Raw genomic sequence first — 19,147 nt, 5'->3', positions numbered from 1 at the left:
CAAGAGCCTGGGTTGGTGATGAAATGAAGTGGTGCCGGTGATGCATCCCGTTAGACGCGGTCATGCGGTTTCGCGTTCTGCTGTTGGTCGCCGACCAGCACGAAGAGTAGCGCGTAGGTCGTGTGCAAAAGGCTTATCCAGACCTGTAGGAGCTGGAGGGGATGTATGGAACGCAAGGACATGGTGACCGCTTCGTTGCGCCTGAGATGGGGATTCGAGACAAGGTCAGGTCAGTTCGCTCAGGTAGCGGAAGCAGCCGAATAGGCCGCCACGGCGAAGCCGGCGCCCTTCGCGCCCGGCGGCACGAAAAAGACGTTGTCCGGCCAGCCGCCTCGCTCGTCGCGCAGCGAGCAGACCGGCAACATCACAGGCATTTGCGATGCGCTCGACGCGCGCCGTCAAAAGGTGAGACGCGGACCGCGCCAGACCGTTCAGCATCACCATGGGATTGATCGAAAAAAGTTGCGGAGCGCGAGAGCTGAGAACCTGCATGGGACTTCTCCACGTTTTTGAGCGTTGCTCAAAATGCTTACAACAAATTTGAGCGACGCTCAAGCGGGGAATGCAAGAGGCCCGATAAAGGTAAAATAATCCTGTGAACGGCCCGCTCCTAGGCGTGAGAGGTGAATAACGCCTTGGAATCAAAAGGGATGTTGATAACTCGGCTTTTGCCGAGCTGGTCAGCCCGCCGATTTGCGCAGCCAGACCTTGTTGTCGTGGAAGGCAGCGCCCCCGATCGGAGCGACGGTGTCGGCTGCGGTGAGCACGTTGATGCCCCGTCCACCGATATGGGCGCGATTGGGATGGATCGATTCGGCGATCAGCACCCCGCGTTGAACTCCGTCGAACAGCCGGGCGGCAAGCGAGGTCTGTCCGCGCTCATTGCCGAGCGTGACGATGTCGCCGTCGACAATGCCGAGCGGGGCTGCATCCAGTGGATGGATCATGACGGAGGGGCCCCCTTCCCGCGCCTGCGACGATGGCGTCTCGTTGAAGGAGGTGTTGAGGAACGAGCGAGCCGGACTTGTCGCAAGCCGGAACGGATGCTGCTGATCGACCTCTTCGGTCACCGCCCAATGGTCGGGCAATGACGGCATGCGCTCCGGATTGCCCATGACGCGGCCGAATGGCGGATGAGCCCAGTCGGCCTTGAAGTGGAATTTACCGTCCCTGTGCGCGAAACCGTCGAGATAGTGCGAGGTGCGAAAGTCCGGCTGAAGGTCACGCCAGACATCGGCCTCGAGCCCGGCGATATCGCCATGGCCGCTCTTCTTCAACGTCGCATCGATCAACTCGCGCGGCGACATCTCGAAGCCCGGATGCACCGCCCGCAACCGGCGCGCCAGGCCCTGCAGCACCTCATGATTGGACCGGCACTCGCCGGGCGGGTCGATCAGCTTCGGTCCGACCGAAATGTGCTGATGGCCGCCGCCGTAATAGAGATCGTCATGCTCCATGAACATCGTGGCGGGCAGCACGATGTCCGCCATCTGCGCCGTCTCGGTCATGAACTGCTCGTGGACGGCGACGAAAAGGTCTTCGCGCGCAAATCCGTTGCGAACCAGCTCCTGCTCGGGTGCCACCGTCATCGGATTGGTGTTCTGGATCAGCATCGCCTTGACTGGCGGGCCGCCACAGAGGGCCACCGCGTCTCCCGTCAGGATGCGCCCGATCTGGGACTGATCGAGAAAGCGAGTGGAATGATCCACGGCGTCGTGGCCCTCGATGATGGACTCGTCGAAATGCCACAGCGCCGCGTTGTTGAAGAAGGCACCGCCTCCTTCGTATTGCCAGGCGCCCGTCACCGCGGGAATGCAGGATGCCGCATGCATCTGCGTCGCGCCGTTCCTGCTGCGGGTGAAGCCATAACCCAGTCGGAAGAAGGTCCGCTTCGTCTCGCCGACCAGACGGGCGAACGCCTCGATCTCGGCCACGGGAACGCCAGAAATCTGCGATGCCCATTGCGGCGTCCGCGTCTGCAGATGCGCTTCGAGTTCCGCAGGACAGTCCGTGTACTTCTCCATATAGGCGCGGTCGGCAAAGCCATCGCGAAACAGCACGTGCATCACGCCGCAGGCAAAGGCGCCGTCGGTGCCCGGGCGCAGGATGATCTTGATGTCGGCCTGCTTCATCGTCTCATTGTCGTAGACATCGATCGCCGCGATCTTGGCGGCCCGCTCTTTTCGGGCGCGCGCGGCATGAGTCATGACATTGACCTGCGTGTTCACCGGGTTCGTGCCCCAAATCACGACCAGGTCCGAGAGCGCCATCTCCCGCGGATCGACGCCGGCGATCTTCCCAGTGCCGATGGCAAAGCCGATCCGCGCGACATTGGCGCAGATCGTCGAGTAGAAGCGCGAATACTTCTTCACATGGGTGAGACGATTGAGGCCATCGCGCATCACGAGCCCCATCGTGCCCGCGTAATAATACGGCCAGACCGACTGAGCGCCAAAGTCGCGCTCCGCCTGGAGAGATCGCTCCGCGATCTCGTCCAATGCCTCGTCCCAGGAGATGCGTGCGAATTGCCCTGAGCCTTTCGGACCGATGCGACGCATCGGATGCATCAGCCTTTCAGGATGATGAATCCGCTCGGCATATCTCGCGACCTTGGCGCAAACCACGCCAGCCGTATAGGTCTGCCGTTTCGAGCCGCGAACGCGGCCGATCGTCTTCCGATCGAGCACTTCGACGTCGAGCGCGCAGGCCGACGGACAATCGTGCGGGCAGGTAGAATGGCGGATATCGACCCGAGTCTGCTGGTTCATGCCCGATTGGTAGCATCAAAGAATGCATCCGCCGAGAGCATTCGCGAGGCATTCGCACGAACGAGATTCGTGCGTGTCTGCTCCACCGCAGATTTGCTTCTGGATGTGGACAAGTCGCCGCCGACAACGGCCGATCCGGCGTTAGGGGCGAGATGAAGACGGCAAGAAAAGACGATAGGCTCTGTTGCGTGCTCGTGGTTGTTGCTGCCTGCGTACAGCGCAGTGCACCATCACGAGTCCTCAGCTGACGGCAATTTCGATTGCAAAGCCAGTTTCATATATTAATATATCAGCTGAGGAAACGAAGATGTCCGGTCGCCCCCCGAGGAAATTGGCCGCAGCGCCACGGCCCGTGGTCGCCCGCATGCGCCGCAATGGTCGCCCCCGCGGCGCGACAGCAGCGTCACGCATCTACACCGATCTCAGGTCCGAACTCGTGTCGCTCGTGCGCCTGCCGGGCGAACCGATTTCGGAAGCGCAGATCGCGACGGCCTATGGCGTCAGCAGGACACCGGTCCGCGAGGCCATTCTGAAACTCGCGGACGAAGGGCTGGTCGAGATCTTTCCGCAGTCCGGCATCTTCGTCTCGCGCATTCCGGTCGCAGCACTCCCCGAGACCATCATCATCCGAAAGTCTCTCGAGGAGACGACCGCACGGATGGCGGCCGAGCATGCGACATCGAGCCAGTTGCTCAACCTGCATGCGACCCTCGAACGTCAGCGCGAGGCCTGCGCCGCAAAGGATCGCGAAGCCTTCCACCAGGCGGACGAGATGTTTCACGCTGGCATCGCCGAGGTCGCCGGCTATCCCGGGATCTGGAAGCTGATCGTTCAGGTCAAGGTTCACGTCGACCGCTATCGTCGACTGACCCTGCCGCAGATCGGACGGATGGCCGAAGTGATCGCAGAGCACGAACCAATTCTCCAGGCCATCGAACGGCGCGATCCGGATCGTGCCAGGGCTGCCATGGCGAGTCATCTGGAACGCCTGCTCGACGACATCTCTGAAATTCAGACCAAGAATCCAGAGTATTTCGATCAACCAGGCTAACGAGATGATCGCATCGAACCTTGCGGCGACACGATCATTCCGTCGGAGAGACGCCATGAAAAGACGCGATTTCATCAGACTGAGCGTGGGCTTTGCGGGCGTTGCAACGCTGCCGCCGATCTCGGCCGCCCTTGCGCAATCGAAGGCGGTGTTCAAGGCATCCGACGTTCAGCCGCCGGGTTATCCGACGGTTGCAGCAACAGAAAACCTCGGCAAGAAGCTTGCAGCGGCAACCAACGGCAGGCTGTCGATCCAGATGTATCCCTCCGCTCAGCTCGGCGGCGAGAAAGAGACTATCGAGCAGACCCAGATCGGGGCGATCCAGATACTGCGGGTCAGCGCCGGCGCGCTCGGTCCGATCGTCGACGACGTCAACGTCGTCAACATGCCATTCCTGTTCAAGAGCATCGAACATTCTGAAAAGATGATGGACGGTCCGATCGGTCAGGACCTTCTGGACCGCGTCAGCGCCAATGCCAGCGCAAATCTCGTCGCACTCTGCTGGATGAATTCTGGCGCGCGCAGCATCTACAACACCAAGAAGCCCATCAGGACGGTCGAGGACGTCAAGGGGCTCAAGATCCGCGTGATCGGCAATCCCATCTTCATCGACATGATGAACGCGCTCGGCGGCAACGGCGTCGCGATGGGCTACGATCAGGTCTTCAGCGCGCTGCAGACCGGCGTGATCGATGGGGCCGAAAACAATCCGCCGAGCTACGTCTCCAGCAATCATTATACGGCCGCGAAGTACTATTCGCTCACCCAGCATCTCGTCATTCCGGAAATCCTCGTGTTCTCGAAGCGGTCCTGGGCAAACCTGTCGACCGACGACCAGACCTTGATCAAGAAGTTCGCGCGCGAAGCGCAGATGGAGGAGCGCGAACTCTGGAAGGCCTACGAGCGGGAAGCGATTGAGAAGGCCAAGGCCGGTGGCTCCGAGATCGTCGAAATCGCCGACAAGGCGCCGTTCCAGAAGGCCGTGAAGCCGGTCTGGGACAAATACGGTCCGAAGTACCAAGAAATGATCAAGCGCATTCAGGACATCGCATAGACCGCATGCTCGGTTCGGACGATCAAGAGGCTTACGATGGCCGGACTCTATCGCCGGGCGATCGATGCACTGTATCCCGCTTGCGTCATCGTGGGCGTAACGGCGCTCGTGCTGATCTCAGCCGTCATCCCTTGGGCGGTCTTCACCCGCTACGTCCAGAACGGCGCCGCTTCCTGGCCCGAAGCGATGGCCGTCCTGTTGTGCTGGTGCCACCAAGCCATAACGCCGTCCTTCACGCGCTCGCGCCCGGCGGAACGATCTCGATCAGCGCACTGTTCATGGCGGGTGTATTCCCGGGGCCACTGCTCGGCCTCTCGCTGATCCTGCTCTGCATCGTGATCGCCTATCGTGAGGGCCATCCCCCACGGCCAGCGGGTCCGGCCATCATCGGCTAGGTAGGACGCCGGAAACTGCCGCGCCGCCCCTACTCGTCTTCGTCTTGACCAGCCTCCGCCAATCCGCGTAGCGGCTCGGGGTTCAGAAGCACGATCGCCCCGTGCTCGAGGCGGACCCAGTCCCGCGCGGCCCATGCACGCAACTGCTTGTTGATGCTCTCCCGCGTCATGCCGACCATTTCGCTGATCTCCTGCTGCGTGATGGCTATGGTGCGGCTCGCGGCATCCAGCTTGCGCTTGTCGGTCAGGCCGAGCAGCGCACTGGCAAGGCGGCGGGGAAGATCCTGAAGGATGACCTGCTCGACCTGGTCGCTGGTCCAGCGCAGCCGATCGCAAAGCAGCTCGATGAACTTCATTGCCAGCACCGGCTGGCTCTTTACGAACGGCAGGAATTCGCGCCGATCGATGACCAGGATCTCGCAGTTCGTATTGGCCGTTGCATCGGCTGTACGTTCTCGTCCGTCGAGCACGGCGACTTCGCCGAATATCTCGCCGGCGCTGATCAGGTTCAGGATAGCATTGCGACCGTCGGGCGACGAGACACTGATTTTGACGGTGCCACTGATCACGGCATACAAGCTCGAGCCGGGATCGCCTTTTGAGAAGATGGTTGCACCGCGCTTGAGCGATGTCGGCTTGGCGTAGCGGCAGAGCTGATCGACCGCATCAGCCTCGAGTTCACAAAAAATCGGGTGCTGACGCAGCACCGACAGCTTGCCGTTGTTGGTAGGTCGGACGCTCGCCCGCTTTTCCTCAGCCACACCGCATCTCCCAGGCGTCCGAATACCGCCGCCCAAGGGAGAGGTCCAAAGCCGGTGGCCAAGGCCCCGCAAATGTCAGGGGACTATGGACACGCCTACAGCCACCAGCAAAGACGATCCCTCGGACTTGCGACCACCGATCCTCGATTTCATTGCACCTCGGAATACGGCAGATCGGCGGATTGTCCAGGAAAATGCGGCGAACGCTCAACGGCGAAGCCAGTGCCAATCGACGCCGGGGGCGTTTCCGCCGCCGAGACGGGCCGGCATACATTGTGCAACGCGTGAGCGTCGTCCAGCCGCCCCGTCGGACCAGCAGTGCTACTCTTCTGAGCGCAAGATGCCGCAGTCCAAGGGCAGCCTGTACCTCACACCCGATGCCTTGTCTGTGAATCAGCCCAAAGCAGGACCGCAGCGAACCCGACAAAAACCCCCACAACTGCAAAGCTGACGATCATAGCGTCGAGCGGCATGTCTCTCTCCCCTGTTCGAGTTTGAGACACAGTTCCCTACGGGCTGCGCGACAGTCCTTGATCCAGATCAATGCAATGCGGATTTCGCCAACGATGTCAGGCAGCAGCCATTGCTTCGGCTCGCGCCGAGTCCCGAAGCGAGACGCCCCCGGGCAGGATCGCGATGATGCCCTCCCGTTCGAGCTTCGTGAACGTTCGACTGACGGTCTCGATGGTGAGCCCGAGATAGTCGGCGATATCCTGCCGACTCATCGGCAACGGTACCATGTTAGAGGGTCCCCGAAGCTCCACCAGCCGATCCCTCCAGCCAACGAGGAATGTCGCGACCTTCTCCTCGGCTGATCGGCGCCCAAGAAGTACCATGTGATCACGCGCCTGATTCAGCTCCTGCACGGCCAGTTCGTTCATCCGGCGCAGCAGATTCGGCTTGTCCTCGGCAAACCGTCCGAACGGTCCCTTCGCGAACTGGCAGACGGTGACGGGACCGATCGCGTCAGCCGAAAATCCGTGCCGTTCCTCCGTCGTCATGCCGACGAAGTCACCGGGGAGCGCAAATCCGACGATCTGCCTGCGTCCGTCGGGGAGAAGCTTGTAGAGCCTCATGACCCCATCCAATAAATTGTAGAAGCAGGACGACGTGTCTTCCTGCGCGAAAACCGTCTCGCAGGTCGCAAAATGCGCTCGGCGGCTGAGGTGCTCGAATTCGCGCATTTCGAACTGGTCGAGCGACGCACAGACACTGAATCCCCGCACGGCACAATCGGCACAGGCCTGCCCGTGGAAATCGATTGCAACAAGAGACGTCTTCATACGGGGGCTCCGGTGGGCCAAGCGCAAAGAGAATGATTGCATTCTAACGGACGCTCGAAGTTCCGATTGATTCAAATCAAACGAACCAACAATCCGGGCCCTATCGTGGCCGCCACTCCCAACCAATGGATATCGTGAATGCAGCGGCTTGTTCTGTGCCACCTTCTCGCCGCGATTGCGTTAGCGACCCCGTCATACGCGGCGTCGACGGCGCAGCAACGCGGACAGGCTTTCGCGAAGGCCCACTGCGCAGGATGTCACGCCATTGGTCGAACGGGAGATAGCCCGTTCGAACCGGCTCCTCCGTTCCGAAGCCTCCATCTCCGCTACCCGATCGAATCTTTGGGCGAAGCGCTCGCGGAGGGGATCATGACTGGTCACCCGGCCATGCCCCAATTCCAGCTTGCGCCGCCGCAGATCCACGATCTGCTCTCGTATTTGAAGAGCTTGGAATAGCCCGATCGATTCAGAGCGCCTGTATCGTCCAGGTCAGAATCGATTTGGCAATCCGGCCGAAGGCCTCATCGAAGGCGGACACGGCATCAGCAGGATCAAGCCGGGCAACGGGCTGGTTTTCGTCAAACAGCCGAGACGCGATGGCCTTGCCGTTCTTGTCGACGAGGCGAGCCGACAGGCCAATTTCCACCGCGGCGGTATCGCCATTGATCCGGAAACGGCGGACATCGATCAGCAGCTGAAAATCCGGCTGGCCCAAATCGGATGTCCGCAGCGGAGCGTGGGCCACATCGTAGTTCTCGAAGGCATCGATCAGACGTGATTGCAACAACTTGGGGATGCTGTCAGCCCACAGGAAATCACCGAACCCGGGGTAGTCCTTTGTGGGCGTGAACAGTATGCGCTGAGTCTGCAGCATCGCCACGGCCGTGGGCTCAGGTATCGAGAGCTGACCCTTGATGGTCTTGTTGACCGGCCCCAGTTCTCTTGGCGCGCTCAGATCATAGGTGACTTTCTGTGCTGGAGCACCGCCTCCCGTCATTTTCTCCAGACCCGAGACGATTCCATCGAGCTTGCCGGTATTCCGCGCGAGGCCGTCCGAGAATGTCTTGAGGTTGGCGATCGTATCTTTGAGCGGCCCGGCATTCTCCGCAAGAACTGCGTCGACACGCCGCAGGGCGTCCCGGGCGGCCTGCGTCATGCTTTGTCCGGCGCCTGGTTCTGCAATCAAGGTCGATACGGCACTCGCCGCTCCTGCAGACGCGCCGCCCTCCAGCGCGATCACCGGCACTCCGGTCAGCCCCTGAAATTCCAACCCTACTTTGGTGTCGGCGCGCACCGGGGTCGTCGACGCCACGGAAATCGTTGCGTTGACCCGACGCGGATCGTTCGGCGCCAGACCGAGCTCAGTCACCTCGCCGACCCGGATTCCGTTGAACAGAACGGCAGCCCCGACCAGCAGGCCGGGCACCGAGCCCTCGAACTGCACGTGATAGGTCGTGCGAGGCCCGAGTCCTCCGGTGTTGTTGAGCCAGTAAACGAAGCCAAAGATCGCGACGATGGCCGCCAGCACGAAGCCGCCGATGACAGCGAAGGGCGCACGGGTTTCCATCTTTCAACTCGCTTTTGGTTGCAGCATCTGGGATCGCTTGCCGTGAAAATAGGCTTTGACCCATGGATGTTCTGATCGGAGGAGGTCGCTCATAGGACCAATCGCCACGATCCTGCCATCGGCCAACGCAGCGACACGGTCGCAGACCGTGTTGAGGCTGGCGAGGTCATGGGTCACCATGAACACCGTCAATCCCAACGTCAGCTGGAGCGTCTTGATCAGGGCGTCGAAGTCGCCGGCGGAGATCGGATCGAGGCCGGAGGTCGGCTCATCAAGAAATACGATCGCCGGATCGAGAGCGAGGGCGCGCGCCAGCGCGGCGCGCTTCGTCATGCCGCCGGATAGCTCGGCTGGGAATTTATCACCGTCCTCTGCGCGAAGGCCGACCATTTCGAGCTTGGCTATCGCGATCTCATCCATCAACTCCTGCGACATCTGCAGGCTCTCGCGCAGCGGAAACTGTACGTTCTGTTTGACCGTCAGTGACGAGAACAGAGCACCCTGCTGGAACAGAATTCCCCAGCGCTTCGCTGCAGCCTGCGTCGTCCGCTCCTCGGCGCCCCCAACGGTTGTCCCCATGACCTCAATGGTCCCGCTGCGCCGAGGAATGAGTCCGATGATCGTCCGCATCAGGACGGATTTTCCGCCGCCCGACGCGCCAACCAACCCGAGAATCTCACCGCGACGAACGTCGAGCGAAAGATTGTTCAGAACGAGCTGCCGGCCGAACCCGACAACGAGATCGGTCACGCGGATCGCGCTGGACACGCCAAGATCATCCATCGCTACATTCCAATGGACGCAAAAAACACGGCGAAAAGACCATCGAGCACGATGACCAGGAAAATGGATTTCACCACGGATGTCGTAGTCTGTTGCCCCAGCGATTCGGCACTACCTTTCACACGAAGTCCCTCACTGCAGGCAACAATGCCGATCACCAGGGCCATGAACGGCGCCTTCAATATTCCCACTTCGAAGTGCGTCACCGAGATGGCATCGTGTAGCCGGGCGATGAAGATTGCCGGTCCCATGCCGCCATAGAGCTGGGCCACCAGCCCTCCTCCATACAGGCCAGCCATCGAGCCGATGAAGGCGAGAATTGGCAAGGTCAAGATCAACGCAACGATACGGGGCAGAATCAGCACCTCGACAGGATCAAGTCCCATCGTCACCAGCGCGTCGATCTCCTCGCGCATCTTCATCGATCCAAGCTCGGCCGTGTAGGCGCTTCCCGACCGCCCTGCCACCATGATCGCGACGATCAGAACGCCAAGCTCGCGCAGGACCAGAATTCCGACCATGTCGACGACGTAAGACTCGGCACCGAAACGTCGAAAATGGAAGATCCCCTGCTGGGCGATGATGGCGCCGATCAGGAATGTGATCAACACCACGATTGGAATGGCCTGCCACCCGATGCGGTACATCTGATAGACGAGGGAGGTCACGCGCAGAGATTGAGGCCGGCGCAGCGTGCGCAGCAGCGCAAAGAACAGCGCGGCCAACATGTCCAGAAACACCTTGATGTCCTGGGCGGCCCCCAGACTCGAACGACCGAGGTCGGTGAGTTTGGCGAGGATCGGGTTCAGTCTCGGTGCCGGCTCGACGACTCGTCGATTGACCTGCCGGACCTCCTCGACGAGGCCGACGTAGTTTTCTGCTACCCCGATCATCTCGACCCGACGATCGCCCGCAGCAGCCCGGCGGCCGAGCTTCTCAAGCAACCAAGCACCGACGGTATCGATTTCGCTGACGGCCCCAAGATCGAGCTTCACGGCGGTCGCGCTGTTGATGCTGTTGCCGACAGAGCTGGTCAAGCTCTCGAGCTCTGCCACGTTCAGGGACACCCATGATCCGCTCGGACGAAGCTCGAGCACATCCTCCGTCGTCGCCGCGGTCAGTCCCGGATGAGCACGCAATTGGATGTCTCCCTCAGTCGGCGTGCCGAGGCACACCCGTTCCTAAATCGCGCCGATCTGCCTCGCTTGATCTGCGTCAATCCCGTCAGCGCAACGGGTTGAGCGAAATCAAGCATCGTGCCGAGCTACGTTCTACAGTGATTTTGACGCAAGGACAAAACATGGCCATCGACCCGACGCCCCTCCGGACCGAGCTGGAGAGCCTGACGCGAGAGCTAAGCCAGCTGTTGCGGGGCGCGGGTACGCCGCGTGACAACCCGGACGCGCAACCAGCCGCCGGAATGCTCGCTGCAGCGATCGAGGCGCTAGACATGCGTCTAAGCGAGACAGACGTTCAGGTGGAACGAATGATCAGGGATCGTCCGATCGTGGCGACGGCTTCGGCCTTCGCCCTCGGGCTTGCCGTTGGCCTCCTGCTGCGGAGAACTTAAGTGGATACCGAAAATGTCGTTAAACATTTACGCCTTCTCTGGCGGACGGACCGGGTCATTGCCGACATCAGGCTTCGGCACTTGCTCGTCGGGCTTGGCCTCCGGGCCTTTGCGGCGCTGATCGCCGTCTTTGGCCTCCTGATGTTCGAGCTGGCGGCCTATCTTGCATTGGTCCAGGTCACCTCCGCGGTCGTGGCAGCCGCGGCACTCGGAGCCTGCAATATCGCGATTGCGGCGATCCTGCTGATCATCGCATCCCGTGCACCGTCCGGCCGGGAACTCGAACTAGCCAACGAGATTCACTCCTCGGCGATGGACTCGCTGCAATTGGAAGCACGAGCTTTGCAGTCCCGAATCTCGAGCGTGGTCAACCATCCGCTCAACAGCCTCATTCCGCTGCTCATCGTTCCCATTGCGACGATGATCATCAGAACTCTCCGCTCGCATGGCGCTTCCGAAGGCGAGGCGGCGAGTCCGCCGTCCAATGACGACCACCATCCGACCTGAACCGATGGACCGGGTGAGAGGACACCGAAGATCTGAGCTTAGAGCCTGAGTTTGACATTGCAAAGGTCGCGCTCGGTTGGATCGGTTTTGACCTCGAAACCGAGATTCCTACACATCTCCAGCATGACGACATTCTCCTGCAGGACGTCGCCGGAGATCATCTTCAGGCCCTCCGACTTGGCGTATTCGATGATCAGCTGCATCAATGCCCAGCCGAGTCCGCGTCCCTTGAGATCCGACCGCAACAGGATCGCGTATTCCCCGCTCTCGTAAACCGAGTCGGAGTGAATCCTCACGACGCCGACCAGTTCGTTTGTCGCTTCATCGAGAGCCACAAAAGCCATCGCGCGCGCATAGTCGAGCTGCGTCAGGCGCGCGATGAACTCGTGCGTGAACTCCTTCATTGGAGCAAAGAATCGAAGACGCAGGTCTTCCGCAGTGACATGCTTGAGGAACTCATGAATGGTTGGCTCATCCTCGGGTCGGATCGGCCGCGCAAGGATCCGCCAGCCGTCCTTGACCTGGAGATGCCGTTCCCATTGGCTCGGATAGGGCCGAACGGCGAAATTCGACGGACCAGAGCCTTTGAATTTCGGCGGAACCCTGCCGACGGCGACGCGCGCATCGACGGCCATGACGCCGCTCTCGTCGGCGAGCAGCGGATTGATATCGAGTTCGCGAATCTCCGGAACGTCTGCTGCAAGCTGCGCAAGCTTGACCAGCACCAGTGCGACTGCATCGGGCTTGACCGCTGGGACATCACGATAGGCGCGCAGCAATCGTGAGACGCGCGTCCGCTCGATGAGGTTTCGCGCCAGATGGAGATCGAGCGGAGGCAGACCGAGCGCTTTGTCGTTGATAATCTCGACGGCGGTACCGCCCCTGCCGAACACGATCACGGTTCCGAAGGTCGGATCGTCGGCAATGCCCATGATCAGCTCCCTCGCCTTGGCGCGGACGATCATGGCTTGCACGATCACGCCGGAAATCCGTGCGTCGGGCCGAACGGCCTTCGCGCGGGCCATGATCTCGTTCGCGGCGTTACGCACGGCCTCGGCCGTAGTGAGATTGAGCACGACACCGCCGACGTCGGATTTGTGAATGATATCTCTCGACAAGATCTTGAGCACGACAGTTGTGCCTTGAGCGAACAACTGCTCCGCATATCCGACCGCCTCGTCGACCGAGGACGCAGCGAACGTCGGCACCATCGCAATATCATAGGCCTCCAGCAGGCGACTGATCTCGACCGGATCGAGCCAGGTCCGCCCGTCGGCGAGGGCTGTCGCTACAATTCTGCGGGCTGCCTCGACGTCAGGCGCAAAAGAGCTCGGCATGGCCGGCGGCACAGCGGCAAGCGATTCGACCACCTCCCGATGACGAACGAGATGCATGAAGCCGCGAACGGCATCATCCTCCGTTGGGTAGTTCGGAATTCCTGCCCCGCTCAAGGTCTCGATGACCGACTGCTCCGCACCGACCCATGCCGCCAGAACCGGCTTTGCCCAGCGCCGGTGCTGCTTTCGATAGGTACTGACGAACTCGGTGACAGCCGTGGCAATGGCGCTCGCGGATGCAATCGCGGTCTGAACGTTCATGACGAGAATTGCATCGTTGGCTCGATCGGCGAGCAGCGCCTCAAGCGCGAGCGTGTAGCGTGCGGCGTCGGCATCGCCGACAATGTCGACCGGGTTGGATCCGGACCAGGTCGGCGGCAGGATGGCGTCGAGTTTGTCGTGGATGACCGGTGAAAGTGCGGCAGGCACGCCTCCGAGCTCGACCAGTCGATCCACGGCGAGCACGCCGATCCCGCCGCCATTCGTGAGAATGGCGAGCCTCTTGCCCATGGGCGACTCCACGCGCCCCAGCGTTTCGGCGCAGTCGAACAACTCGCGCAGATCGGAGACCCGCAGAACGCCGGCCCGGCGAAAAGCCGCATCGTAGACGGCATCCGCTCCCGCCAGCGCGCCCGTATGTGTCGCCGCAGCTTGCGCACCGACGGCACCGCGGCCCGATTTCACGACCACAACCGGCTTGACCCTTGCCGCCGCTCGCGCCGCGGACATGAACTTTCGAGCGTCCTTGACGGCTTCGATGTAGAGCAGGATCGCGCGGGTCCCACCGTCCAGCGCGAAGTGGTCCAGTAGATCTGCGAGATCGACGTCCAACTGATCGCCGATCGAGACGATTCCAGAAAACCCAACACCGCGCTGAGCAGCCCAATCTACCATCCCCGCCGCGATAGCGCCGGACTGTGAAATGAGCGCCAGGCTGCCTGCAACCGGCATGTGCGCCGAAAAGCTCGCATTGAGCTTGATGGTCGGCATCATGATGCCGAGACAGTTCGGCCCAATGAGACGCATGCCGTATTTCTGCGCTGCCTTCTCGGCCTGGTCAGCGAGCGACCCCTCTCCATGCCCGAGACCCGAGGTAATGATCAGAGCCCCTGCCGTCCCCAACGCGCCTGCGCGATGAATGAGATCCGGGATCGAAGGGGGTGGCGTCGTGATCACCACAAGTTCCGGCACAAACGCCAATTCGGCGAGACTGCCAACGGCTGCGATGTTGGATATTTCCCGATAGCGGGAATTGACCAGGCCAAGCTTGCCCTCGAACCGCGCCTTGACGATATTGTCGAGAATGGCCTTCCCTACCGAGTTCGGTCGCGGACTCCCTCCGATCAGAGCGATGGAGCGAGGCAAAAGCAGGTTCCGCAATCGGTAGGTCGACATTTGCACGTCCAACATCAGTTGGTGAAAGGCGGGTGAATCCCGGAGATTGATCTTAGTTTCAATCCGCAGCGGGTCTAGCGCGACTTATCATCCCAGCATAGTGACGGATGCAATACCGCTCCGTTCCCCGACCGCACCTGCCGGCTCTGCTCGGTAGGCCGCAGTATTCGAACCAAGTCCTTGATGAGCATCAAACGATTGCCGGGCTGATTATCTTATTACCCTGCAAATTCGTCCGGGAGGCATCTCCGATGCGAGCGATGGTTCTGCGAAAGCCTGGAGCGCCTCTGCAGCCCGAGACACTCGCGGACCCCGATCCTGGTCCCGGTGAGATCCGCGTCAAGGTCAGGGCATGCGGTGTGTGTCGCACTGACCTGCATGTGTTCGACGGTGAGCTTCCCGACATCCGGTATCCGATCATCCCCGGACACGAGATCGTCGGTCATGTCGATCAGATTGGTCCTGGTGTGACGACGCACAGGCTCGGCGAGCGGGTCGGAATTCCATGGCTGGGGCATACATGCGGCCACTGCACGTTCTGCGCACTTGGTATGGAAAATCTCTGCGACCAGCCGACGTTTACCGGCTATACGCGCGATGGCGGCTATGCGACCCACACCGTCGTCGACGCAAATTATGCGTTCCCGCTCGGAGGTCTGGAGGACGACATCGCCACCGCACCGCTGTTGTGCGCCGGCCTGATCGGCTGGCGATCCCTGGTCATGGTAGGGAACGCCGAGAGGCTTGGCATCTACGGATTCGGCGCGGCCGGTCACATCGTTGCCCAGGTGGCCCGCTGGCAGGGGCGCCAGATCTATGCGTTCACCCGCGAGCACGACGAGGCTGCGCAGGATTTGGCGCGCCAACTTGGCGCCACATGGGCCGGAGCGGCGGGCCAGCGTCCCGATGTTGCTCTGGACGCGGCCGTCATCTACGCGCCGGCTGGCGAGCTTGTTCCGGCCGCTCTGCGGGCTGTTCGGAAGGGCGGCCGGGTGGTCTGCGCAGGTATCCATATGAGCGACATTCCGACGTTCCCGTATTCCCTCCTCTGGGGAGAACGCCAGGTGGTGTCCGTCGCCAACCTGACGCGGCAAGACGGTCTCGATTTCCTGCGAGTCGCGCAGCAGGCTCAAATACGGACCCATACGACGCCCTATCCGCTGTCCGACGCAAATGACGTTCTGGCTCGCCTGAGGCGGGGTGACGTCGTCGGCGCGGCGGTGCTCATCCCGGACTTTTGAATTGAACGCGGCAACACCGCCCATGGCATCACCATCCGATCAGGAACTGGTCTTCTCCTTCTTGGGCAATACCGCCCGACATCCAGGTGTCCGCCGGATCGACACGCACGCGGCTTCCGTGTTTCTGATCGGCGACCGCGCCCTGAAGATCAAGCGCGCCGTTCGGCTGCCATTTCTGGACTATTCGACGCTCGATCGGCGCAAGGCCGCGTGCGTAAAGGAAATGGAGATCAATCACCCGTTTGCTCCGGACATCTATCTGCGTGTCGTCGCCATCACCAAGGCGCCAGACGGGTCATTCGATGTCGGTGGATCCGGCACTCCGGTCGAATATGCCGTCGAGATGCGTCGCTTCGATGACAGCCAGACGCTTGATCATCTTTCTCGCCGCCAGCAGTTGGACGTCGGATTGGGCGAGCGTCTGGCAGAGACGATCGCGGCGTCGCATGCAGTCGCCGTTCGGAGCTCCTCCAATCTGTGGACGGACTCCATTCCAATCTGGATCGACGCATTCGTCGCCAGCTTTCGGACAGTCTCGCGATTTGGCGAAACGGAGGTCGAAGAACTCCGCGTCCTTTGCCACTCGGCCTTCGCGCGGCTCCGCCCCCTGCTCGAGCAACGTGCAAAGGACGGGCACGTGAAACGCTGCCATGGCGACCTCCATCTGGCCAACATTGTCCTCATTGACGACAAGCCGGTGCTGTTCGACGCCATCGAGTTCGACGACCGAATAGCCACGATCGACGTCCTGTACGACCTCGCCTTTCCACTGATGGACCTCTTGCACTTCGCGCAGCCGGTCGCTGCAAGCCACCTCTTGAACCGCTACCTCTCGACCGCGGCGCCCGACCAGACCGGAGGATTGGCTGCTCTGCCTCTGTTCATGGCGATCCGGGCCGCCATCCGTGCACAAGTCTTTGTCGCAAGGTTCGACCGCCTTGATGCTGAACACTCGGACGCAGATCGCTCCACAACGATCGAGACCGCAGAGAGCTACTTTCAACTTGCGCGCAGCCTGATTCGGCCGGCGGAGCCGAGGATGATCGCGGTCGGAGGCCTGTCGGGAACGGGGAAATCTGCGCTCGCCCGGGCTCTCGCTCCTCTCTTGGTTCCTCCACCGGGAGCAATCGTGTTGCGCAGCGATGTGCTGCGCAAGCAACTGTCTGGCGTGAAGGAAACCGAACGCCTCCCAGCTGAGGCCTATACACCGGAATCGAGTGCACGAGTCTATCGAGAGTTGACGACGCGGGCCAGCCGCGTGCTCTCACAAGGTTTCACGGTGATCGTCGACGCCGTGTTTGCACGTTCGGATGAACGGCAGGATATCCATGATCTCGCGAAACGGCTGAAGGTGCCCTTTGCCGGCCTCTTCCTCGTTGCAGATTTGCGCAGCCGGCAGGAGCGGATTCACCATCGAGTCGCCGATGCGTCCGATGCAACGGTCGGGGTTGCCGAGGATCAGGAACACTACGATATCGGCGGTCTCGATTGGCTCCAGGTCGATGCGTCAGGCACGGCTGAGACGACATTGGACCGAAGCCTTTCATTGCTCCGGGCCAGCGCCTAAGCCCGACGGGATGGTGCTCCTTGGCCGCAACATGCGGCGATCACGTGTGCACGTAGTCGCCCGGCGCGTCTCCGAGATCATTCGAACGATCTGTCCCGAGTTGCGGCGGCGCGCCCGGCGCTCCCGACTGCTGTCCGAGCCATGCTGTCCAGGCCGGCCACCACGATCCCTCCAGCTTTGGAGAGCTGCTCTGCCACTCGTCCGGCCCGAGATAAGGAGCGTCGGCAGCCTTGGTCCGCATCTGATGGGAGCGCCCCTGCTCGCCCGGCGGCGACACGATGCCGGCATTGTGGCCGCCGCTCGCGAGCACGAAAGTGACGTCAGCATCAACCTCGTAATGGACCTTGTACGTCGATTTCCAAGGCGCAACGTGATCACGCAGCGTCCCGACGACGAACATCGGCGTGTGGATATCGGAGAGCGAAACAGGCTTCCCCTCGACCCGATACCGCCCCTCGGCGAGATCGTTGTTCAGGAAGAGCTTGCGCAGATATTCGGAGTGCATCCGATACGGCAGCCGCGTCGCATCTGCGTTCCATGCCATCAAGTCGCTCGGGTTTGCGCGCTCGCCGAGAAGATAGTCGCGCGAGACACGAGACCAGATCAGATCGTTGGAGCGCAGCAATTGAAATGCGCCCGCCATCTGGGTGGTATCGAGATATCCACGCTCCCACATCATGTCTTCGAGAAAGGCGACCTGGCTTTCATTGATGAAGAGCGTCAGCTCTCCCGCTTCCGTGAAATCGGTCTGGGCCGCAAACAGCGTGATTGTCTTCAGACGCTGGTCGCCATCCCGTGCCATGGCTGCCGCCGTGATCGAAAGAAGCGTTCCCCCGAGACAATAGCCTGCGGCATGGACCGGCGTATTCGGAATGATCGTTCCGATCATGTCCAGGGCAGCCATGACGCCCAGCGAGCGGTAGTCGTCAAACGCAAGATCCCGGTCTTCCGCTCCGGGGTTTCGCCAGGAGATCATGAAAACCGTAAAGCCCTGGTCGGTCAGGTATCGGACCAGCGAATTGTGCGGCGACAGATCCAGGATGTAATACTTCATGATCCAAGCCGGTACGATCAGGACCGGCTCTGGTCGCACCTTCTCGGTCGTCGGCATGTATTGAATCAGCTCAATCAACTGATTGCGAAGCACAACCTTGCCCGGTGCGGTCGCGACAGTCTTGCCGACGACGAACTCACCATTGCTCGATATCTTTCCCGGCTGCATCACCTGCATGATATCGGCGAGCCAGTTCTGCCAGCCGAAGATCAGGTTCTCGCCACCGCTTTGAAACGTCCTTTCCAGAACTTCCGGGTTGGTCGCTGCAAAGTTCGATGGCGCTAAAATGTCGAGCAGTTGACGAATTGAAAAGTCAACGACGGCTTCGTTGGCGGGGTCGACACCACGAATGCCGGTGGTCGCCTTGTGCCACCAATCTTCTCCGAGCAGGAACGCCTGGGCGAACAAGTTGAACGGTTGGGCCGTCCATTGCGGCTTGGAAAAGCGATGATCGTTGGCCTGCGGCCTGATCAGATCCCAAGGACCGCGATTGGGATCCGCAAAATGCAATGACCGTTCGGCAACCAGCTTCGCGCCGTTCCAGGCGTCTCGGACGATCTCGATTTGACGCTGAGGCGCAGCCGCCAGATGGCAAACCCAATCCAGATACGCCATCGACAGAGCAGCCGGCGATATCCCCGCGGTGAGTCGAGCCAGCATCGCGCTGAACGCCTTGTCCAGCTCGTGGTCCTCGCGCCGAAATGCCCCGGAGCCCGCGTCGGCTTCCTGACAGAGCGACCTTGCGTTCGATGCAGCGAGCCCCCCCGCCGGCTTCAAAGAGGTCTCTACGGAGACAACGGCCTTGCTCCGGTCG

Annotated in this window: 17 protein-coding genes; 8 read left to right on the top strand and 9 right to left on the bottom strand. The window is 61.2% G+C overall.

Features of this window, described 5'->3' with window-relative positions:
• Nucleotides 1-225: 225 nt before the first annotated feature.
• Together ACQR1E_RS10725 and ACQR1E_RS10720 are read right to left on the bottom strand one after the other, a co-directional pair.
• A complete protein-coding gene (locus ACQR1E_RS10725) occupies nucleotides 226-492 on the bottom strand; it encodes a hypothetical protein (RefSeq protein WP_315753528.1) in 267 nt (88 codons plus the stop codon).
• 188 nt (nucleotides 493-680) lie between these two features.
• Nucleotides 681-2,768: a molybdopterin oxidoreductase family protein gene (locus tag ACQR1E_RS10720; protein WP_434897015.1), complete on the bottom strand. Its 2,088-nt coding sequence runs from the start codon at nucleotides 2,766-2,768 to the stop codon at nucleotides 681-683.
• A 364-nt stretch (nucleotides 2,769-3,132) separates the two neighbouring features.
• Between ACQR1E_RS10720 and ACQR1E_RS10715 the strand changes: the two genes are divergently transcribed.
• From ACQR1E_RS10715 to ACQR1E_RS10705, 3 genes are all read left to right on the top strand, one after another.
• Nucleotides 3,133-3,819, top strand: a complete 687-nt coding sequence (locus ACQR1E_RS10715) for a GntR family transcriptional regulator (protein WP_315713634.1) — start codon at nucleotides 3,133-3,135, stop codon at nucleotides 3,817-3,819.
• Nucleotides 3,820-3,874: 55 nt separating this feature from the next.
• Nucleotides 3,875-4,873 (top strand): TRAP transporter substrate-binding protein, encoded by a 999-nt coding sequence (locus tag ACQR1E_RS10710; protein WP_315753524.1) that lies wholly within the window; start codon nucleotides 3,875-3,877, stop codon nucleotides 4,871-4,873.
• A gap of 206 nt (nucleotides 4,874-5,079) precedes the next feature.
• On the top strand, nucleotides 5,080-5,268 hold the full coding sequence (locus tag ACQR1E_RS10705; protein WP_315753523.1) for a TRAP transporter large permease subunit: 189 nt from the start codon (nucleotides 5,080-5,082) through the stop codon (nucleotides 5,266-5,268).
• Nucleotides 5,269-5,297: 29 nt separating this feature from the next.
• Here the strand turns inward: ACQR1E_RS10705 and ACQR1E_RS10700 are convergent, their stop codons facing one another.
• Together ACQR1E_RS10700 and ACQR1E_RS10695 are read right to left on the bottom strand one after the other, a co-directional pair.
• The gene (locus ACQR1E_RS10700) at nucleotides 5,298-6,029 is read right to left on the bottom strand and encodes a Crp/Fnr family transcriptional regulator (RefSeq protein ID WP_315753521.1); all 732 of its coding nucleotides are present in this window, start codon (nucleotides 6,027-6,029) and stop codon (nucleotides 5,298-5,300) included.
• Nucleotides 6,030-6,598: 569 nt separating this feature from the next.
• Complete coding sequence (locus ACQR1E_RS10695; protein WP_315712941.1) at nucleotides 6,599-7,312, bottom strand: helix-turn-helix domain-containing protein; 714 nt, start codon at nucleotides 7,310-7,312, stop codon at nucleotides 6,599-6,601.
• Between the two features lie 138 nt (nucleotides 7,313-7,450).
• Between ACQR1E_RS10695 and ACQR1E_RS10690 the strand changes: the two genes are divergently transcribed.
• Entirely contained in the window at nucleotides 7,451-7,768 is a 318-nt protein-coding gene (locus ACQR1E_RS10690) for a c-type cytochrome (protein ID WP_434897014.1), read from the top strand.
• Nucleotides 7,769-7,778: 10 nt separating this feature from the next.
• Here the strand turns inward: ACQR1E_RS10690 and ACQR1E_RS10685 are convergent, their stop codons facing one another.
• The 3 genes from ACQR1E_RS10685 to ACQR1E_RS10675 are packed head-to-tail and all read right to left on the bottom strand — an operon-like array spanning nucleotide 7,779 to nucleotide 10,801.
• A complete protein-coding gene (locus ACQR1E_RS10685) occupies nucleotides 7,779-8,879 on the bottom strand; it encodes an ABC-type transport auxiliary lipoprotein family protein (protein WP_434841796.1) in 1,101 nt (366 codons plus the stop codon).
• Nucleotides 8,880-8,882: 3 nt separating this feature from the next.
• Nucleotides 8,883-9,662 carry an ABC transporter ATP-binding protein gene (locus tag ACQR1E_RS10680; protein WP_315712944.1) on the bottom strand — a complete coding sequence of 260 codons (780 nt, stop codon included), beginning with the start codon at nucleotides 9,660-9,662 and terminating at the stop codon, nucleotides 8,883-8,885.
• Between the two features lie 2 nt (nucleotides 9,663-9,664).
• Complete coding sequence (locus ACQR1E_RS10675; RefSeq protein WP_315753517.1) at nucleotides 9,665-10,801, bottom strand: ABC transporter permease; 1,137 nt, start codon at nucleotides 10,799-10,801, stop codon at nucleotides 9,665-9,667.
• Between the two features lie 161 nt (nucleotides 10,802-10,962).
• On the opposite strand from ACQR1E_RS10675, the gene ACQR1E_RS10670 reads away from it, so the two are divergent.
• Both ACQR1E_RS10670 and ACQR1E_RS10665 read left to right on the top strand, forming a co-directional pair.
• A complete protein-coding gene (locus ACQR1E_RS10670) occupies nucleotides 10,963-11,232 on the top strand; it encodes a hypothetical protein (protein ID WP_315825128.1) in 270 nt (89 codons plus the stop codon).
• Nucleotides 11,233-11,739 carry a phage holin family protein gene (locus ACQR1E_RS10665; protein ID WP_315712946.1) on the top strand — a complete coding sequence of 169 codons (507 nt, stop codon included), beginning with the start codon at nucleotides 11,233-11,235 and terminating at the stop codon, nucleotides 11,737-11,739. It abuts the gene before it with no gap.
• Between the two features lie 38 nt (nucleotides 11,740-11,777).
• Here the strand turns inward: ACQR1E_RS10665 and ACQR1E_RS10660 are convergent, their stop codons facing one another.
• Nucleotides 11,778-14,471, bottom strand: a complete 2,694-nt coding sequence (locus tag ACQR1E_RS10660; RefSeq protein ID WP_316169726.1) for a bifunctional acetate--CoA ligase family protein/GNAT family N-acetyltransferase — start codon at nucleotides 14,469-14,471, stop codon at nucleotides 11,778-11,780.
• Between the two features lie 251 nt (nucleotides 14,472-14,722).
• Between ACQR1E_RS10660 and ACQR1E_RS10655 the strand changes: the two genes are divergently transcribed.
• Both ACQR1E_RS10655 and ACQR1E_RS10650 read left to right on the top strand, forming a co-directional pair.
• Entirely contained in the window at nucleotides 14,723-15,712 is a 990-nt protein-coding gene (locus ACQR1E_RS10655) for a zinc-dependent alcohol dehydrogenase family protein (protein ID WP_316169865.1), read from the top strand.
• A 22-nt stretch (nucleotides 15,713-15,734) separates the two neighbouring features.
• Nucleotides 15,735-17,279 (top strand): AAA family ATPase, encoded by a 1,545-nt coding sequence (locus tag ACQR1E_RS10650; protein ID WP_315712951.1) that lies wholly within the window; start codon nucleotides 15,735-15,737, stop codon nucleotides 17,277-17,279.
• Between the two features lie 40 nt (nucleotides 17,280-17,319).
• Here the strand turns inward: ACQR1E_RS10650 and ACQR1E_RS10645 are convergent, their stop codons facing one another.
• The gene (locus tag ACQR1E_RS10645) at nucleotides 17,320-18,993 is read right to left on the bottom strand and encodes a PHA/PHB synthase family protein (protein ID WP_409977959.1); all 1,674 of its coding nucleotides are present in this window, start codon (nucleotides 18,991-18,993) and stop codon (nucleotides 17,320-17,322) included.
• Nucleotides 18,994-19,147 lie beyond the last annotated feature (154 nt).

The sequence above is a fragment of the Bradyrhizobium sp. HKCCYLRH1030 genome (assembly GCF_051168395.1).
Taxonomy (GTDB): Bacteria; Pseudomonadota; Alphaproteobacteria; order Rhizobiales; family Xanthobacteraceae; genus Bradyrhizobium.
This window is presented reverse-complemented; position numbering and strand designations above follow the sequence as displayed.

Excerpts from the sequence above, each read along its gene's own strand:
- ACQR1E_RS10725 (WP_315753528.1), bottom strand. The coding sequence starts at position 492 with ATGCAGGTTCTCAGCTCTCGCGCTCCGCAACTTTTTTCGATCAATCCC.
- ACQR1E_RS10720 (WP_434897015.1), bottom strand. The coding sequence starts at position 2,768 with ATGAACCAGCAGACTCGGGTCGATATCCGCCATTCTACCTGCCCGCAC.
- ACQR1E_RS10715 (WP_315713634.1), top strand. The coding sequence starts at position 3,133 with ATGCGCCGCAATGGTCGCCCCCGCGGCGCGACAGCAGCGTCACGCATC.
- ACQR1E_RS10710 (WP_315753524.1), top strand. The coding sequence starts at position 3,875 with ATGAAAAGACGCGATTTCATCAGACTGAGCGTGGGCTTTGCGGGCGTT.
- ACQR1E_RS10695 (WP_315712941.1), bottom strand. The coding sequence starts at position 7,312 with ATGAAGACGTCTCTTGTTGCAATCGATTTCCACGGGCAGGCCTGTGCC.
- ACQR1E_RS10690 (WP_434897014.1), top strand. The coding sequence starts at position 7,451 with ATGCAGCGGCTTGTTCTGTGCCACCTTCTCGCCGCGATTGCGTTAGCG.
- ACQR1E_RS10685 (WP_434841796.1), bottom strand. The coding sequence starts at position 8,879 with ATGGAAACCCGTGCGCCCTTCGCTGTCATCGGCGGCTTCGTGCTGGCG.
- ACQR1E_RS10680 (WP_315712944.1), bottom strand. The coding sequence starts at position 9,662 with ATGGATGATCTTGGCGTGTCCAGCGCGATCCGCGTGACCGATCTCGTT.
- ACQR1E_RS10670 (WP_315825128.1), top strand. The coding sequence starts at position 10,963 with ATGGCCATCGACCCGACGCCCCTCCGGACCGAGCTGGAGAGCCTGACG.
- ACQR1E_RS10660 (WP_316169726.1), bottom strand. The coding sequence starts at position 14,471 with ATGTCGACCTACCGATTGCGGAACCTGCTTTTGCCTCGCTCCATCGCT.
- ACQR1E_RS10655 (WP_316169865.1), top strand. The coding sequence starts at position 14,723 with ATGCGAGCGATGGTTCTGCGAAAGCCTGGAGCGCCTCTGCAGCCCGAG.
- ACQR1E_RS10650 (WP_315712951.1), top strand. The coding sequence starts at position 15,735 with ATGGCATCACCATCCGATCAGGAACTGGTCTTCTCCTTCTTGGGCAAT.
- ACQR1E_RS10645 (WP_409977959.1), bottom strand. The coding sequence starts at position 18,993 with ATGCTGGCTCGACTCACCGCGGGGATATCGCCGGCTGCTCTGTCGATG.